The sequence below is a fragment of the Agrilactobacillus yilanensis genome, from assembly GCF_003946725.1.
GTDB lineage: Bacteria > Bacillota > Bacilli > Lactobacillales > Lactobacillaceae > Agrilactobacillus > Agrilactobacillus yilanensis.
Window position 1 is genome coordinate 24,054 of the sequence record NZ_RHOY01000006.1, and the last position, 17,117, is coordinate 41,170.

Genomic DNA, 17,117 nt, shown 5'->3' on the forward strand with positions numbered 1-17,117 from the left:
TTAAGCTTCTGCGGCCTCATTGACACACCGTAACGCATTCAAGCTGCGGGGGTAGCCAATAAAGGGAATATTTTGTGAAATAATTTTAATCAAATAAGCTTTGTCATTGCCCAGTTTCAAATTTGCCTTAGCGTGGCTGACCAATTGGGGTTCAGCACCACCTTGCCCAGATAAAAAACAAAAAGTGATCATTTCCCGTTGTTTTTTAGTTAAGCCGGTCCGGGTATAATAATCGCCAAAACAATTATCCGTCAGCCAGTAATTAATATGCTGGCTTTCTTCAGGACCCGTGTGCCAAAAGCCTTGCATTGACGCACCAAAGATCGCAACTTGTGCCTGCTCGCCGGCTGTTAAACGATCCTTTTCAGTGGTCGTTTTTTGTGAAGCTAACGGTAAGCTAATGCCTCGGTCAGTAAAGATCTCATTGGTTGCTTTCAAAAATGGAAAGACCCGGCCGATACCTAAGTAAGCAACGGCTTGATAAACAATTTCTTTAATTTCAATCGGTGTCACGCCGAAGTTCAAAGCTGCGGGCACCATCGCTTTGAATTCGTCAATGCCTTGACACCCCAGCAAGGTGGCCAAAATGGACATGAATCGAGTAGGCTCATCTAAAGTCACTTTTTGAAGCACTTCGTCAAACGCAAAGTTATCAAACGCTTCAATAAATTCAGGATCCGTTTCTAAAAATTTAGAATGATAATTGGGAAACATTTTTTCGTGATAGTTTTTAGCAGCTTCATGTATTGACATAGATATATCCTCCGTTTTGCAAGTTTTAACATTTCTATGTTTCACATTGTAAAGCAAAAAACGCCGGGAACCAATTTCAAAAAGTGTTGCTATTCATAAGTAAAACTTATCAATCAAAATCAGCCCATAAAAAATAGACCGTTTAGCGACTTGTCCAGGTCGTTGGGCCACTTATTGGGCCGGGATTAACTTCTCAAACTGCGCTTTTAAGATCAGCGCAAAACTCTCAATGTAATAACCGGAATTATCTTGTTTCCAAAAGGCGTAATAATGCTGTACAACAGGTCGTTTCTGTTGGACTAGTCGTAAAATTCGACTGACGGACTGGTCAATCTTGTCTTGATTTTGATCATTTCGTAACCAAAAACCTTGATTTGAAGCCACTAACATTTCTGCTTCATCATTTGAGCCCACAATTCTAAATTCGCTGGTAACCCCCAAAATTTCTCGGTAGTAGGTCATTTCGTTAGCTTGCTGCTGCGGGCTAACGACTAAAATACACGGTAAATCGGCCAGTGTTTTTAGCGTGACTGTTTCCGTGATTTCTGGTAGGGCTTGCTTGGCCACAGCCACGGATAAATGGGTGGTAATCAGCGGTTCGTTATTATAATTTTCAGACAGTGCCCGCCGCTGATCGCTAAAAATCACGTCAATTTGATCGGTACGCAATAAATCATAGAGCTGTTCATGGGTGCCGTTGCTAATTTTTAACTTTACTTGAGGATATCGCTGTGAAAATTCGGCGACGGCTTGTAAAAATTGAGCTGAACCAAAGTTTTGGATATACCCCACGTGTAAAACGGCGGCTTCTAAATTGGCCGCTTGAATTGTCCCTTGCTGCAATTGTTGCACGGCTTGCAACACGGCTGGCCCGTGACTGTAAAAATAAGTGCCGGCCGGGGTTAATTCAAAGCTGCGGCCCACTCGAGTTAACAGCGGGGTCCCTAGATTGTTTTCTAGTTCTTTGATTTGCTGGGAAATCGCGGATTGGGAAATATGGCAAGCTGCTGCAGCTTTTGTAAAACTATGGGCGTCAACGACGGCGATGAAATATTTAATTTGCTGAATCATGAAGCTTCCCCCTGTTTTGACCGTGAGCTAGGTTAGTGCTCGAGGCTTTCCCGCTCTGGGTTTGAAACGCGCTCCAAAAGACTGATTTCTGCGCTTAGCTACGTCTAACTTGTAAGCGAAAACCGCTCACGGCGTTAGTCTAGGCTATGCTCAAAATCAACCCGTCTTTTGTCGCGCTCTAGCTCGCGCTCTATTTCTTTTCTTTGTTCTTGGATTAAGGCGACTCGGCTTTCAATGACGGTGGTGTCCATGGTGATTTCCCGTGTTAGGCCGGGGGTTTGTAGTTTTGGTTCAAAGAAGGCTTTAAATTCGGTTAGGCGTTGTGGGGTGTGGAAGATTCGGGCGATGACGGTGATGTAGGTGGTGAATTCCATGTCGCCGCCAACGGTTTTTTCTAACCAAGCCCAGTCTTGTCGTATCCAGTCCCAAGCGGCTTGCTGGCCTTTTGGATTGGCTAAGACGCCTCTAAACCAAGCTCGTAAATCTTGAGGTTTGATGATACTTGCGTTTTCAAACGCGGCGACTAACTGGGTCAGCTGCTGAGTGTCTTTTGTTTTTGTCAAAGCCTGGCACAAGTCTTGTTTGTAGCTGGCATCAGCCGTTTGGCCATAGGCGGTCAATAATTTATGGAATAGCGCTTCACTATTGAAATGCTGGATTTCATTGGCTAAAATCAGTCCCCGAATCGCCGCAGGAAGACGCCCCGGCTCTGCGCCATGGGTTTGATATAGTTCATGGGCGGCTTGAATCGCGGCCTTATTTTCGCCGTACAAAGCGGCTTGTAAAACGTAAGGTCGGGTCAATTGATCATCATTGGTTTCACCAGGTTGGGCTGTCCAACCGAGGCGGGCGACTTGCGTTTGACTTAATTGATCGTAAAAAGCCTTTAAGTTGCTGGCCCCCGTTGTTTCCGGCGTTACGAATTTTTTCAAATTATTGGCAATTTGGTAGAGTACCGCATTGACGATGCTTACAGAACTATTGGCAAATTTTGGCAATAGGGGTACGACAGCACCATAGGTTATTCGGCCGCTTTCGGCTAATAAATTCAAATCTTGTAACAAACTTAACTGACTGATGGCGTCCATCGTCTCTGCTTGAGCTAAAATGGCGGTTAATAACGTGTCGTCATAGTGCACAATAAAGTGGCTGTTATTCCCAACGTTCAATCGGAAAGGCTGCCCTTCTGCTTTTTGCAAGGCCGCATAGTTGCCCAAATTCACCGTCTTTTGGGTTAATAATTGCGGTACGGCTTGATAGTTACTGTGTAATGGAATTTGCCAGAGCCGTTTTTGATCTGTTCCGGCACCAATGAAAAATTGGGCTTGGCTTAAGATCAAATCGCCAGCTTGAACGGCGGCGGTGACCACTGGATAACCCGGTTGTTCCAGCCAGGAATTCATAATCGTGCCCACGTCTAACCCAGCGGCGTTGCCCAATGCGGCCCACAAATCGGCCCCTGTGGCATTGCCATATTTATGGTCGGTAAAATACTGTTTTAAGCCGGCACGTAAGGCATCATCCCCGATCAAAGCCCGCACCATCACCAGCATTCTAGCCCCTTTCGCATAAACAATGGCGCCATCAAATAGAGCATCAATTTCTGCTGGATTTTCAACAGCCACATGCACGGACTGAACGCCATCTGTAGCATCCCGCTGCAACGCTGCCGGCACATCAGAAGTCTGGAATAATTCCCAAATATGCCATTGCGGCTCTAGCGCATCAATCGCCACATATTCCATCATGTTGGCAAAGCTTTCATTAAGCCACAAATCATCCCACCACTGCATCGTGACCAAATCCCCGAACCACTGATGAGCCAATTCATGGGCAATTACCGTCGCCACTAATTGCTTCGTCTCTAACGCCGTATTATCTGGATCGACCAATAAATAAGCCTCCCGATAAGTGACTAAGCCCCAGTTTTCCATCGCACCGGCTGAAAAATCAGGCAACGCCAGCTGCCAGGAATGAGGTAACGGATAAGGGGTTTGATAAAAATCTTCATAAAATTCAATGGACCGTTTTGCAATATCTAAGGCAAACTCTAGATTTTTGGCCGCATGGGCTTTCGTACTGAAAACACCAACCTTAACGCCGCTTTTAGTCGTCGTTTGCTTACTTTGTAAATCACCAAAAGCAAAAGCGATTAAATAAGTCGACATCCGCACCGTTGTTGCAAAATAATGAATCCCGTTTTCGCAACGTTCTTCCGGCATATTACTCAATACCGTTTCCCCAGGCTGTTCATCAAACTTAAGGGCTAAATCAAACGTCGCCTTAGCCGCAGGTTCATCCACACAAGGAAACGCCTGCCGGGCAAAATTCGTTTCAAATTGCGTCCCAATCAACTGCTTTTGCACACCATCAACTTCATAATAAGAAGGGTAAATACCCATCATCGTATCGGTTAAAACCGCCGTATAGTCAATGGTCAACGTGACTTTTCCAGCAGCAGGCAACGTTATTTTAAGGGCGTCAATTTCATTATCAACCGCAAATGGCACCGCCTGCCCCGCCAAAGTGACCGTTTTAATCTGTAACTCTTTTTGATGAATGGCAATTTCGGCGGTGGTGGCCGTTCCGGTGATCGTCGTCTGCCCGCTGATTTGTTTGGCAGCTCGGTCAACGGCTAAATAAAGATTGTAATGTTCTGGTTGAAAAGTTTGATAAAAATGGGTTATTTTTGTCATAATGTACCCCCTATTGATTAAATATGGTATTTATTATACGACTTTTAAAAAGTAAGTGAGATGCTAATTTTCTTGATCTGTTTTTATTTTAAGCTTAAATCATTTATTTTATAAGTGATTGTCTTTGGAATAATAAGCTTGGGCCGCTAATAATTTTTGCTGTAAAGCTTCATCTACAGCATAAAGATACAACCCATTAACCCCACGTGAATTGTCTGATTATCATAGCTAATCTTTCGAATAATTGGTGCCCCTTTATTTTCCAGAGTAATCATCCCCATCAATAATTAAGTCATTATTTATTTATTTAACAGCAACGCTATTCATTAATTGTATTCTTTTAAACAATAATATAATTATATCATGGACAACTGCTTTTGCTTTTAACCATTAAAAATCAAAAAATAAGACCTTAATCTTTGGCTTTATTTGTAATTCAAACAACGATTAGCTTAAAATATAACCATTAGACTCAAACCATAGAAAGGGGCAGGCGGGGCCATGCAGTACTGGTACTAACTAAAATTAACGTTAGTTGCTTATTGCCACGGACCGGTGTCGGTATACGCTCGCCTAAATTTGTAATGAAATTTAACAGTGTTTTTATTGCTTACAGTGTGATCATGGGCTTTATTGTCGGTTTATTTTCCGCTTTATTCCTGGCAATCATCAACTTTTTGATTCACGGTATTTGGGAAATACTACCCGCCTATCTTAACGCCCCCAGTTATTATCCTCTAATTATCGGTATCATTGGTGGCCTTGGTGTGGGCTGGTTTCAAAGATTCATGGGGCCTTATCCCCGGACGATGCAAGAAACTCTGATGACCTATAAAACGACTAAAAGCGTCCCTTATCGGCATCAGTTATCTAAAAACTTTTTTGCGGCCCTTTTAGTTTTGAGCTTTGGTGCCAGTCTTGGCCCTGAAGCGGCGCTATCCAGTCTCCTGGGTGGCCTGATCAGTTGGGTCGGAGATCGCATGAAACTAACCCTTGCGAAAAAACAAGCGCTTTTAGAATTAAGTATTGGTGCGATGCTGTCAGCAATTTTCCACGCCCCATTCGCTGGTATAACAACCCCTATCGAGCAGCCCGATCCTGAAGATACTGCAAAATCAAAGTGGCCTAAAATTATCCTTTATGGGCTCACGACACTTTTTGGCTTTTTAGGCTTTATTTTGGTAAATCATTTAGTGCCCAAGGAAACGATTTTTGAAATTCGTATGCCTAAAATCGCTTGGGATACCACTGTTTTATGGTTTTTACTACCGGCCTTATTACTTGGTTTGCTCTTTGGCTATTTCTTTTTATGGCTTGAGAAATGGAGCGATCTTTTAGCTCAAAAAATCGGAAAACCGATTATTCTAGCGCTTATTGCGGGTATTCTACTTGGTTTATTAGGGATGGTCTCGCCTTACTTTTTATTCTCAGGCGAACATAGTATTTTACCGTTATCTAAAGACTATAAACTCTACAGCAGTCTATCCCTTTGTTTATTGGCACTCGGCAAAACCCTACTGACCAACCTCAGTTTTGCCTTTGGTTGGCGGGGCGGGAAAATCTTTCCAGCAATTTTTGCCAGTGCGACGCTGGGGTTTGCCTTTGTGCGTATTTTTCCATATACCCCCGGCTTAATCGTTGGTATCATCACGGCTGCCGGTGTGACCGTCATCTTAAAACGCCCGTTGATCACCGCCGCCTTATTATTATTTTTATTACCCTTACAATTTTTCCCAATCGTATTGTTAAGCTGTTTTATTTCAGCAAAGTTAGATAAACAGATTCGCCAACGATTGGTTAAAAATTATTAAGCTTATAATATTCAATATAACTAGATCGTATTACTTTTCTAGCGGTACAGCCCTGATAGTTTGTCGGGATTGTATCGTTTTTTAGTCAAAAAAATAAAGCCAATCCAGTTATGATTCGCTTTATTTTTTTGATCTATTTAGGATCTAAGGCCACATTGTCATTTTGATAAAACTTATCAAAGGCTTGAGCCAATGCAGTTTCAGCGGTTGCCATAATTTCTGCTGGTTTTAACGTTGCGGTACCTTCTGCCCGGACAATGTCAAATTGATCAAAGCCCATCACGTCTTGGAACATCGCCTTTAAATATTTTGGCGCAAAGTCCATATGCTCGTAAAAATCATGCCGGGTATAAATGGAGCCGCTGGCAAATAAGCACAAACCCCGATAGTCTTCGGTTAATAACGGTTGGGAAACTTTGCCGTTTGCTAAAGGTTCGCTGATATAGCGGAAAGTCTTACGGGCAATAAGAATGTTGTCCAAATAATCTTTCATCCGGGCGGTGATATTGAAATTGTGCAGTGGCGTTGCAATAACAATCCGTTTATGGGCCATGAATTGGTCTAATAAGGCTGTTGATTTTTGATAAATGGCTGCTTCGGTAGCGGTCAATGCCGTCTTATTTGCTTGTTTGTCCCAGATTGACCACAACTGGCCGTCTTCAATTTTAGGGATATCCTTTTCGTAAAGATTGAGGATTGTCAGGTCCGCCATTGGAAAATGCGTTTGATATTTTTTGAGGAATTGTGCTTCTAATTGGTTGGAGAAATGAGCTTCGTTTTTAAAATCGGGATGTGCGTTAATTAATAGTGTTTTCATTTTTATAACCCCTTTTGATTTGTTATACTCAGTATACCGATTAAAGGTGCCAATTTTAGGCACCATTAAAAAGAAGGTTTTTTAATGAATAAAGCGCAACGGTTAAATCAAGAACTCATTTTTTTAAGCAATAAAACAACTTTTCAGCTACAGGATTTGATGACTGAATTTCAAATTTCCAAGCGAACGGCTTTAAGAGACATCGCTGCCTTAGAGGAAATGGGCTTGCCTTATTACACTGAGCCCGGTCGTTACGGTGGTTATCATCTCATCAATCAAGTGCTATTGACGCCGATTCACTTTAATTTGGATGAAATTCGTGCTATTTTTTTCGCCTTGAACGCGATGGCTTCTTTGTCCAGCAACCCTTTTGAAAAATCTTATCGCCATATCCGTGAAAAAATGTTAGCCAGCTTATCCACCCAACAACAGGCTCTAGTGGATAAAATGGGCCAATTTATTTATTTTTACGCCACGGCCCCGGTTCAGCAAGTTACTGATTTAAGTCTTATTTTACAGGCCATTTTAGAGGAAAAAGTTTTAACGGGTTTCAATACGCAGCAGGCGCCTGAAAAAATTCAGTTACAAGTTTACGAATTGTTTTATCGAAACGGTATTTGGTTTTGCAGTGCCCAAGATTTACGCACAGATACTTGGGGGACTTATCGTTGTGATTACTTGACAAAACTCAGCTTTGAGCCCACTATTCAACCGGTTTATACCATCCAAGATTTAAAAAAACTGCAAGCAACTTACGAAACGACCTACCATAATATTGCCTTTCGCTGCCAACTTACAGCTGCTGGGAAAGAGCATTTTTTGCGAGATCATTATCCCAATATGCACTTGACTGAACTTAAAGGGACCACTTATTTAACTGGCCACTATAACCAAGCAGAGCTAGACTACATGGCCCAATATTTGTTGTCCTATGGCCCTAATATTTTAGTGCTCAGTCCACTGACGTTACAAACACGTTATCGAACATTACTTGACACGATTCAAGCCCAATATAAATAGCCACAATGCCGGCGGGACAATCCCACTAGTATTGTGACTAACTTAGTTTAATTAAATTTTATTTATTTATCATTGATGCCGTATCACTGTTTTGATACTGCCAAGCGCCATCATTAATAGCACCATACTAAAAATTGGCAAGACTAAAATCGAGCCGTTATGCAGCATACTGATCAAAAGGGTACAAAGACTGACGACAATATAGTAACCTAGACTCAACCAAGCCCCCGCTGTGCCAGCCACCGCTGCAAATTTAACTAAAGCTAAACTCAAACAGTTGGGCAAGGCCATGCCGATCCCGGCTAATAAAATAAAAATACCAATGATATACAGGCTGATTTGTACCACAAGATTAAAATAAATCACCGTTGTTAGACTAATCCAAAGTGTTCCAAACAATGCCAGCTGAATACCGCGTTGGATGATTAATTCAGGTTTTAAAACGTGCAAGGCCCGATTGGACAGCCAAGCGCCAAACATCGTCGCAGTAGCAACAACAAGCCCCATAAAGCCGTATTGGCTTTGGGTAAATCCAAATTTTTCGATAAAAATCGTTGGTACTTCTGAGTGGTAACTAAATAAGATCCCATTAAAGATACCAATCAATAAACCAAATACGATTGTGTAACGATCAAATAGCATTGATTTGCCAACGGTTATTACCTGTTTGGCGGCAACCGGTTTGGTCGCAAAATGACCTGTTTCCGGTAATTTTTTAAGACTCCAAAACAATAGACCCATACCCATGATCACCAGGCTGATAAACACGGCTCGAAAACCATAAAATTCTCCGAGGAAGCCGCCGATCAAAGGCCCGATCGCTGGCGAAAAAGCCAATGCCGCTGAAATTTTGGCAAACAGCTGATGCCGTTCGTTACCTTGGTAATTATCGCGCAAGATCGTTTGTGTCGTTACTGATCCGGTGCTGGCACCAAAGGCTTGAACGAAGCGACCAACAAATAACCATTCAATATTTTTTGACAAGGCACATAGGACACAACCCACAATATAGACGACGAGTCCTAGATTCATCGCTTTTCTTCTGCCAAAGTAATCTGAGCCGATACCCCAACAAAAAACGCCGATCGCAAAAGCTATAAAATAAACACTGAGGGTCATCTGGGCAACATTTAAAGAGATACTGTAATTTTGCGCAATTTCGGTCAATGACGGTGTATATATTGTTTCACTTATTTGCGGGAACCCTACAAGACAGACGAGTAGAGCCAAACTAATTTTTTGATTTTTTTCGATGCTTTTTTCCATTAATAAAACTCCTAATTCACTTATTTATCTGGGAAAAAACATCCTTTATCGGGAATCGGCGGTATCATGATTTTTAGCCAATTGTAAAAATTCACGTTATCACCACTTTCTTTATAAATCAGCCTACATTGTACCTTATAGCTGCTTGGTTTGTCTATCTAATATTAAAAGGAGATGATAGTTTTGAATCGACCTGTATTTTTTTATGGGGCTATCAGTCTTGATGGCTACCTAGCAGACGCCAATGACCAACTTGATTGGTTACTGACAAGTGACTTAAATGGCGTTGAAACTTTTTCAGAATTTGACCAGCAAATTGATACATTAGTTATGGGCCGCATTACCTATGATTGGACGCTTCAAGCAACGGATAACGCCCCTTTATATCCAAATAAAGAAAAATTTATTTTAACCCACCAGCCAAAGAAAGTAACCCCGCCAAAAACCCACTTTGTCGCACAGCCTGTGGTGGACTTAATAACTTCACTCAAAGCCAAATCTGGTAAAGGTATTTGGATTGTCGGTGGTGGCCAAATTGTTACGACGTTATTAGCTGAAAATTTGATTGATGCGTTGTGGGTCCAAATTGTACCTGTCTTGTTGGGTAGCGGTAAGCCCCTATTCCCCTCAGGAAATTACCAGCAACGTTTTACCGTCGTGGATCGAACGGCCATGGGCGAATTAACAGAGCTACATTTAAAACGAAACGTTTAATTAAATTTCTAGCTTTACATTGTTATTGCCTTGTAAAGAATGCCCTATGGTAAATCAAGGGTGTGTCAGCTAAAAATACAACCTAAAAAGCGTATCAACAGATTCAGCCTTATTATTGGCAGATGAATTTGTTAATACGCTGCTTTGTCGTTTAATCAGATTTTCTCATCAGCGACTAGATCAACGGCTAAAATAGCTTTAGCGTTTTTTGCTTTAAACTTAGGGGATGTTTCTGGTGCCCAAATTTGGCAAACAACACCGCCAAGTACTAGGGAAATTAGGCAAACGGTTAATGTGGCATAAACACCAAAATGATCTGTAATAATTGGTAGCAGGAATGTGCCTAACGCAGCACCCACTCGACTGATTGCAATTACTGCACCAACACCCGAACCTCTCAGACGTGTATCAAATAATTCTGATGGATAAGGATTTTCCAAGATTACAGCGGCAGATAAGACAACTGCGAATACTGAAAAGACAAGCATTGTAATTGACGAAGGCGCAGATTTCCAGACAATCATGACCGCCAAAGCCGCTGCGGCAACATAGAAAGTAGATACGATGAAAGATCTTCTAGAAATATATTTAAATAAGATAACACCTATACAAGCACCCACAATTTGAAAACCATTATATAAAATACCTGATGTAGCTGGATTACTAATATTCATATTTTTCATTAGTAAAGGTAAGAAAATGCCAATTCCAAAAAATGGGAAAACTTGACAGGCATAAAAAATACCGCCGACAACTACATTACGAAATACACCTGGGCGTAACAATTCGCCCCAAGAGGCTGGTTTTTCATGTTCAACTGCATCTGCTTCATTTGGTATCGTATATTCATCGCCTAATTCTTTACGAATTAACTGGCGTGCTTCTTCTTTTCTACCCACTGAAGCTAACCAACTAGGCGATTCTGGAACACGTATGACCAAACGTGAAATTGCGGCAATTAAACCCGGAATGGCGGATGAGATAATAATCCAACGCCAAGTATTGTCGCCCAAACCAGTGATCAGCGTTCCGGCTAGATAAGAGGCTACAAAGCCGCTCATCCAAAAAATAATCAGGAAGCTTTGAAATTGTGGTCCTTTTTTAGTCGGAAACCATTCAATTAATAAGGCATTGCCTATGGTGTAATCAATGGCGATAGAAATACCAATGCCCACTCTCAAGGCAAATAAAATGCCCACATTTGACACAAAAAATTGTGCTAGCGAAAGTATCGAGAAAAAAATCATATGGCTCACAAATAGTGGTCGACGACCAATTTTATCAGCGATATTCCCTACTACTAAACTACCAAACAAACCAATCAAGGTTCCGGCCCCTAAAAGGCCCACCCAAAAACTGGATAGATTTAATGGACCAGTCGCCTTAGTTAAAGCCGTACCGGTAATACCTAGGGCGTACCCACACGAAATTTGTCCGAGTACTACACATAAAAAGACGCGTTTATGGACTGAAGATAAGCCCGCTTCTGTATAGCTCTTTTCACCCACTTATATTTCCCCCTTCACTGCTGACTAAAGTTGAATAGTCCCTGGCTTAACGATTTCTTTGGCCAACATTTAGCGTATTGCGAAGGTAGTCTATACTTTCTAAGCAGGCTTTCATTTCTTTTTCACGTGCTTCTTCGATGCTATCATCACCGATTTCATATTCTACTTCAAAAGTAATCCGGTCTACTTTAGATTTTTCTCGTAACGTCTTTAGTATTTTTGCGCCGTCAATATCCCCTTGTCCAATTGGAGAACCGTAAGAGTGAACGCCATCTGGGTCTACAACTAATTTGATATCACAGAAATGAACACAGTTAGCGTAAGGCGCCAATTTTTCAACACAGGCTTCAGGGCCTTCTAATACGTTCATAGAATTCATCGTATCTAAACAAGCTCCAACTTTAGGGTGATTTAATTGTTTCACTAACCAAATTACTTCATCTGCATATAAATCACAGTGATTTTCTAAAGCCATGGTTAATCCCAATTCGTCTAATAATGGTAGATTTTCTTTAAATTCATCATAGCGTTTGCTCAATTGTTTCATCACATCTGGGTGGAAACAAGTCCCATACAGTGGATGTGGACGGTCAATATCTAAACTGAATTTCACTAAGTCTGCGCCCATTGCCTTTGCATTCAGCAATGCATCTTTAACCGTTGAATTAACCCGTGGGTCGCAAGGTGCATCAAAGGATACGTTATATTCTAGATATAAGCCATGGTCTTCAGCGGCTTTTTTTACTTTAGCCAGATGTTCAGGTTCCAAAGAAACTAAATCAACGTTTGTAATATGTAGACCGTCTAATCCCCATTTTACGGCGTAATCCATTAATTGGAACAAATCGATACTTTGTTCAAAAGCGTGATCTTCAGAAAAGCCCCAACTTTCTCCTAAGCCGTGCAAATGTAAGGTATAAGTGTGCATTCCTAATTGAATTGGTCGATTATAATTACTCATGTTTTTTTCTCCTTTTTATCTGCGATTGTTCTGTTAATTTGATCAGCTGTACTTTACTACATCATTCTTTTCTGTCTCAATTTAAATCTCACGGATACTTGAAGCTAAATTTATTGCTGCCCTAATTCTTTGCATCGTTCTACCGAAATTTTTACAAATTCTCGGTAGAGATCGTCAAATCCCATGGACTCTATTTTTTCTAATGCCGTTACCGTGGCACCACCAGGCAACCGCAAAGCTGTTTCAAGCGCTTTCAAATCAGTATCGGCATTGAGTATCATTTCTCCGCTCCCTTTCATGGTTTGAGCGAATAATCTGACTGCCGTGTCTGGGTCTAAGCCTAGCTTTTCAGCTTCTTCAACCATTAAATTTGCAATATGATAGAAAAATCCTGGTGCTGAGCCATTAAAAGGTAAAATCTCAGCCATCATGCCATCTGGTATTTCTTCAACGAGGCCACACGCGTTTAGAATTTCTGTTGCTTTTTCAACATCTTCATCCTCACAATTGGCGCAACGAGAGACGGCAAACGCCCCTTCACCAACTTGTGAGCTCATATTTGGCATACAGATAATAACCTTACTGTCTTTTCCAAGATGTTCTTTATACCAATCTTGTTCAACCCCGGTTACAACCGTTAATAACAGCTGTCCTGGTCTGTAACTAGCGGCTAATTCGTCAATAACCAATCCGGCTACTTTGGGCGTCACGCCTAAGACAAGTACGTCTGAATTATCAACTAAGTCACTCATTTTATCATAAATGACATACCCTTTTTTGGCATAAGCCGCTCTTGTTGCCGCGTTGATATCATAAATTCCAATTTCAGCGGGATTATAGTCCGGATTTAATTCTGCGCCTCTGTGCATTGCTTGAATAATATTTCCTGCTGCAATAAAGCCATAACGTAGCATCAGGCCACCTCCTCTAGATCCTTAAATTATTGTTTTAACATAATTATTTGTGATACGCTGACACCATTTCATGTGCTGTTCTGATGGCGTTTCCACGTTGTCTAAGCCATAATCAATCCCCAGCTTACGATAAGTATCCGTCCCATAGCGATGATATGGTAGCAGTTGTAAATGCTGTACGGCCGGTAACGCTTCAAGAAATTGTCCAAGCGCTACCAACTCTGCTTCAGAATCATTAACCCCAGGAACCAACGGCCGCCGAATGATTAATTTGAAATTAGGTAAGTCAAGGTTACCAGCTTTTTTGATATTGCTTAAGATAATTTCATTATCAACGCCTGTAAAGGCTCTGTGCCTTGCTTCATCCATTACCTTCAAATCTACAAAGGCTGTATTTAGGCAGGCTAGAATTGGTTCAATTTTTTCCCAGCTGCTATAAAATGACGTCTCAACTGCTGTATTGATGCCTTCTTTACAAGCTTGTTTGACTAAAGCTGCTACAAATTCTGCTTGAAATAACATTTCACCACCGGAAACAGTCATCCCACCACCAGAGTGAAAGTAAAAGGGACTATCTTTACGGACCTCTGCCATCACTTCCTCCACGGTCATCCTATTACCATAAGTCAATTTACCGTCTTTTGTCGTTTCAATTTTCGCATTTATACCTTCAGGAGTAGAACACCATTTACAGCGCAAAGGGCAGCCTTTCATAAAGACGACGGTTCTTAAGCCATTGCCATCATAGATTGAACTTTTCACAATTCGTAAAACAGTGCCCGATAGATCTCTGCCTTCATACTCTTGATACATATTAAACGATCCCTTCCAGATACTGCTCGTGGTGTAGCTCATGACGTTTTCACATCTTGAAGTATCCCTTTTTGTAAAAATTTAAGGTGTTCATCAATTTCAAATTCTATCCTTAACTAAATTGTGCAATTTCAGTCCGTTGGATAATATCATCTTGAATGTCTTTGCCTAGTTCTACAAAAAAGGCTGTATAACCAGCAACTCTGACTAATAAATCACGATGGTCTTTTGGATGAACCTGAGCATCTTCCAAGACAGAACGATCAATAATATTATATTGTGTATGATAAATATCCAGGGTACATTGCGTTTTTAACATGACCATCATGTTATTCAGACCTTGATCCCCTTTAAGCATCTTTGGATCTAGTTTTAAATTCATTTGTGTGCCTTGCGTAAAGCGTGAATGTGGTAAATTACTAACAGATTTTAATAAAGCCGTCGCCCCTTTGACATCTGTACCACCAGTGGCGCCGATCCCATCTGCAAGTGGCAACCACGCTTTACGGCCTGATGGTAAAGCACCAACGCTTTGACCAATGGGCACATTACCAGATACTGGCAACATTCCTGCTGTTAAATGCCCGAATGGTGAGTCATATTTTTCAATTTGATCCACTAAGTAGGTATAAATCTTGCTTGCAAATGTATCCACATAAGCCTCATCATTCCCATATTTAGGAACAGACATGCAGAGGTCTTGTACTTCATCGTAGCCTTCGAAGTTATGATCTAAAGCGTCACATAACGCTGCCATTGTTAGCTTCTTGTCGTCAAAGATTAACGATTTAACTGCGGCGACAGAGTTGATAATATCCGCTTGCCCAATAATATTGATCCCATTACCGACATTAAACGTTGCCCCGCCATTTGCGTAATCTTTACCGCTTGCCATACAGTTTGGATAAGTCAATGATAATGCGGCGACAGGGCGGTAATGTTCACTTAAGTAATCTAAGTAGGCATTCATTGTAGCCATAGTATGAACAAAGTAATCAATTTGCTTTTTAACCGCCGTCATGAAATCCTCAAAGGTGGCAAACGTTCTTGGATCGCCGGTTTGAATGGAAACTAATTCTCCCGTTTTACGACTTCTGCCATTCGTCATGACCATATCAATGACGCCGCCCATACTAACTTCACCAATATCCGTATAAGACTTTAAGCGGCCCTCAAGATTTGTTTCAACACAACCACACGGTGTCCAATCCCAGGCTTGAGACAGCGGCACACCTTTATTTAACAGCATCTTAATCCCTGCATCATCATGATAAACCGCCGGCATGGTCCGCCCCATTCGAATACATTCGGCTGCTTTTCTTAAGAAAGCATCTGGATTTTTGGCCATGTTATAGCGAACTGTCATATTAGGTTCCTTCAACGCCGTATCCATCGTTGCTTGAATGGTCATGTAGGACAAATCGTTAACGGCATCTCTGCCGTTTTGATCGATCCCCCCTGCAGTAACTTGAACCGTCATATTATAACCCGCTGAAAAGGCGGCACTCTCTCCATCTTGGAATAAGCCCATTTCTGCAATTTTTATCCAGAAGCAATCCAGTAGTTCTTGTGCTTCTTCTTTAGTCATGAGACCGTCTTGAATATCTTTATTGTAAAAATCGATAAGATATTGATCCATCCGTCCTAGATTATAAGAAGAAGCATTTTGTTCCATAAAAATACAGAATTCATAAGTTAACATACTTTGTAAAGCTTCATAATAATTACGTGGTGGGTTTTCCGGTACATGACGATTCACTTCTGCGATCTTTAGTAATTCAGCTTTGCGATTTTCATCAGTTTCTTCTTCAGCCAACTGTTCAGCTAAATCTGCCTGCCGATTGGCAAGTGCGATAATCCCTTCTGCTGTGATGATCAGTGATTTATAAAAAATAATCTTTTTAAGTGCATCTTCTCCATCAGCATCATCTAATTGGGCTAATTTTTGTGCCGCTTCTTTTTTGATACCGCCAATCCCTTTTTTCAAAAGTGTGCGCCAGCCAGGTGTGTTTTCGCCATAACCCCGAACAAACTTTTTGTCGACATACAGCATCCCGCCATCTCGCATCGTCCTGACATCGTCTGGCATCATCGCATTCCAACGATCTAAGACACATTTACCACGCCAATACGGGGCAACTTCTTCCATAAAAAGTTTTTTATTTTCTTCAGATAAATAAAAGGGATCGTACTTACGTGTACCGATTGTATCCAGTTCTTTTTCGATAACGGAACAAGCAGAATCTGGGTTTAAAATTCCCGCACGTGGTTTAAAAGCCACGCCACCGACTAAAAGTTCATTGTCTTGAATGAAGATTGGTTTCTTCTCATAGACATTTTTCATTGCCGTCGCTTTTTGGATTTGCCATGGTTGACCTTCCGTCGCCTTAAAGCCTTCAGTGACGTAATAAGCATCTAAAATATCCATCTCTACCCGGTGAGACATATAATTATCTCTTAACGCCTGTATTCGGTTCATATATTCTTTTGGCATAGTACCTTCTCCTTTTTAGTCGCGGCTTCTTTTCTGTTATTATTAATTGAAGCGGTAAGTTGCCTTCTGTTTAATAAAGTGATCACATGATAGTTCAGTTTTAATGTGTCAACTTTTCCAAGATTCAACTTAAAGTAACTTACTCGAGCTGACTTAAGCGATCAAGCTGTCAAAAAAGCGGTTAGTACCCAAATTTAATTAACAAATTTTTTTAAACTAACCTGCTTTCCTACTTCGATGAAATTGTAGCATTATTCACAAATTGATGTAAAATAGTGT

At 41.2% G+C, this 17,117-nt stretch carries 13 protein-coding genes; 3 read left to right on the top strand and 10 right to left on the bottom strand.

Annotated elements, in window-relative coordinates:
• The 3 genes from EKM93_RS05680 to EKM93_RS05690 form a co-directional block, all read right to left on the bottom strand.
• Nucleotides 1-753 carry a carboxymuconolactone decarboxylase family protein gene (locus EKM93_RS05680; protein ID WP_125713959.1) on the bottom strand — a complete coding sequence of 251 codons (753 nt, stop codon included), beginning with the start codon at nt 751-753 and terminating at the stop codon, nt 1-3.
• A 171-nt stretch (nt 754-924) separates the two neighbouring features.
• Nucleotides 925-1,824, bottom strand: a complete 900-nt coding sequence (locus EKM93_RS05685) for a LysR family transcriptional regulator (protein ID WP_125713961.1) — start codon at nt 1,822-1,824, stop codon at nt 925-927.
• Between the two features lie 134 nt (nt 1,825-1,958).
• The gene (locus EKM93_RS05690; protein ID WP_125713962.1) at nt 1,959-4,520 is read right to left on the bottom strand and encodes a M1 family metallopeptidase; all 2,562 of its coding nucleotides are present in this window, start codon (nt 4,518-4,520) and stop codon (nt 1,959-1,961) included.
• A gap of 584 nt (nt 4,521-5,104) precedes the next feature.
• Here EKM93_RS05690 and EKM93_RS05695 point away from each other — a divergent pair.
• Nucleotides 5,105-6,331 carry a chloride channel protein gene (locus EKM93_RS05695; RefSeq protein ID WP_125713964.1) on the top strand — a complete coding sequence of 409 codons (1,227 nt, stop codon included), beginning with the start codon at nt 5,105-5,107 and terminating at the stop codon, nt 6,329-6,331.
• Between the two features lie 133 nt (nt 6,332-6,464).
• Here the strand turns inward: EKM93_RS05695 and EKM93_RS05700 are convergent, their stop codons facing one another.
• Nucleotides 6,465-7,148, bottom strand: coding sequence for an FMN-dependent NADH-azoreductase (locus EKM93_RS05700; RefSeq protein WP_125713966.1), 684 nt, complete (start codon nt 7,146-7,148; stop codon nt 6,465-6,467).
• Nucleotides 7,149-7,232: 84 nt separating this feature from the next.
• Here EKM93_RS05700 and EKM93_RS05705 point away from each other — a divergent pair, with 84 nt between their 5' ends.
• Complete coding sequence (locus EKM93_RS05705; RefSeq protein ID WP_125713968.1) at nt 7,233-8,168, top strand: helix-turn-helix transcriptional regulator; 936 nt, start codon at nt 7,233-7,235, stop codon at nt 8,166-8,168.
• 69 nt (nt 8,169-8,237) lie between these two features.
• On the opposite strand, the gene EKM93_RS05710 is transcribed toward EKM93_RS05705, so the two are convergent.
• On the bottom strand, nt 8,238-9,434 hold the full coding sequence (locus EKM93_RS05710) for a multidrug effflux MFS transporter (protein WP_125713970.1): 1,197 nt from the start codon (nt 9,432-9,434) through the stop codon (nt 8,238-8,240).
• A gap of 183 nt (nt 9,435-9,617) precedes the next feature.
• Here EKM93_RS05710 and EKM93_RS05715 point away from each other — a divergent pair, with 183 nt between their 5' ends.
• Complete coding sequence (locus tag EKM93_RS05715) at nt 9,618-10,148, top strand: dihydrofolate reductase family protein (protein ID WP_225423640.1); 531 nt, start codon at nt 9,618-9,620, stop codon at nt 10,146-10,148.
• A 155-nt stretch (nt 10,149-10,303) separates the two neighbouring features.
• Here the strand turns inward: EKM93_RS05715 and EKM93_RS05720 are convergent, their stop codons facing one another.
• The 5 genes from EKM93_RS05720 to EKM93_RS05740 all read right to left on the bottom strand — a co-directional run bounded on the left by EKM93_RS05720 (nt 10,304) and on the right by EKM93_RS05740 (nt 16,838).
• Nucleotides 10,304-11,656 carry an MFS transporter gene (locus EKM93_RS05720; protein ID WP_225423641.1) on the bottom strand — a complete coding sequence of 451 codons (1,353 nt, stop codon included), beginning with the start codon at nt 11,654-11,656 and terminating at the stop codon, nt 10,304-10,306.
• 46 nt (nt 11,657-11,702) lie between these two features.
• Nucleotides 11,703-12,617 carry a sugar phosphate isomerase/epimerase family protein gene (locus tag EKM93_RS05725; protein WP_125713974.1) on the bottom strand — a complete coding sequence of 305 codons (915 nt, stop codon included), beginning with the start codon at nt 12,615-12,617 and terminating at the stop codon, nt 11,703-11,705.
• Nucleotides 12,618-12,727: 110 nt separating this feature from the next.
• The gene (locus EKM93_RS05730) at nt 12,728-13,531 is read right to left on the bottom strand and encodes a pyrroline-5-carboxylate reductase family protein (protein WP_125713976.1); all 804 of its coding nucleotides are present in this window, start codon (nt 13,529-13,531) and stop codon (nt 12,728-12,730) included.
• 21 nt (nt 13,532-13,552) lie between these two features.
• Entirely contained in the window at nt 13,553-14,344 is a 792-nt protein-coding gene (locus EKM93_RS05735) for a glycyl-radical enzyme activating protein (RefSeq protein WP_125713978.1), read from the bottom strand.
• Nucleotides 14,345-14,456: 112 nt separating this feature from the next.
• Nucleotides 14,457-16,838, bottom strand: coding sequence for a glycyl radical protein (locus EKM93_RS05740; protein WP_125713980.1), 2,382 nt, complete (start codon nt 16,836-16,838; stop codon nt 14,457-14,459).
• Nucleotides 16,839-17,117: the final 279 nt, after the last annotated feature.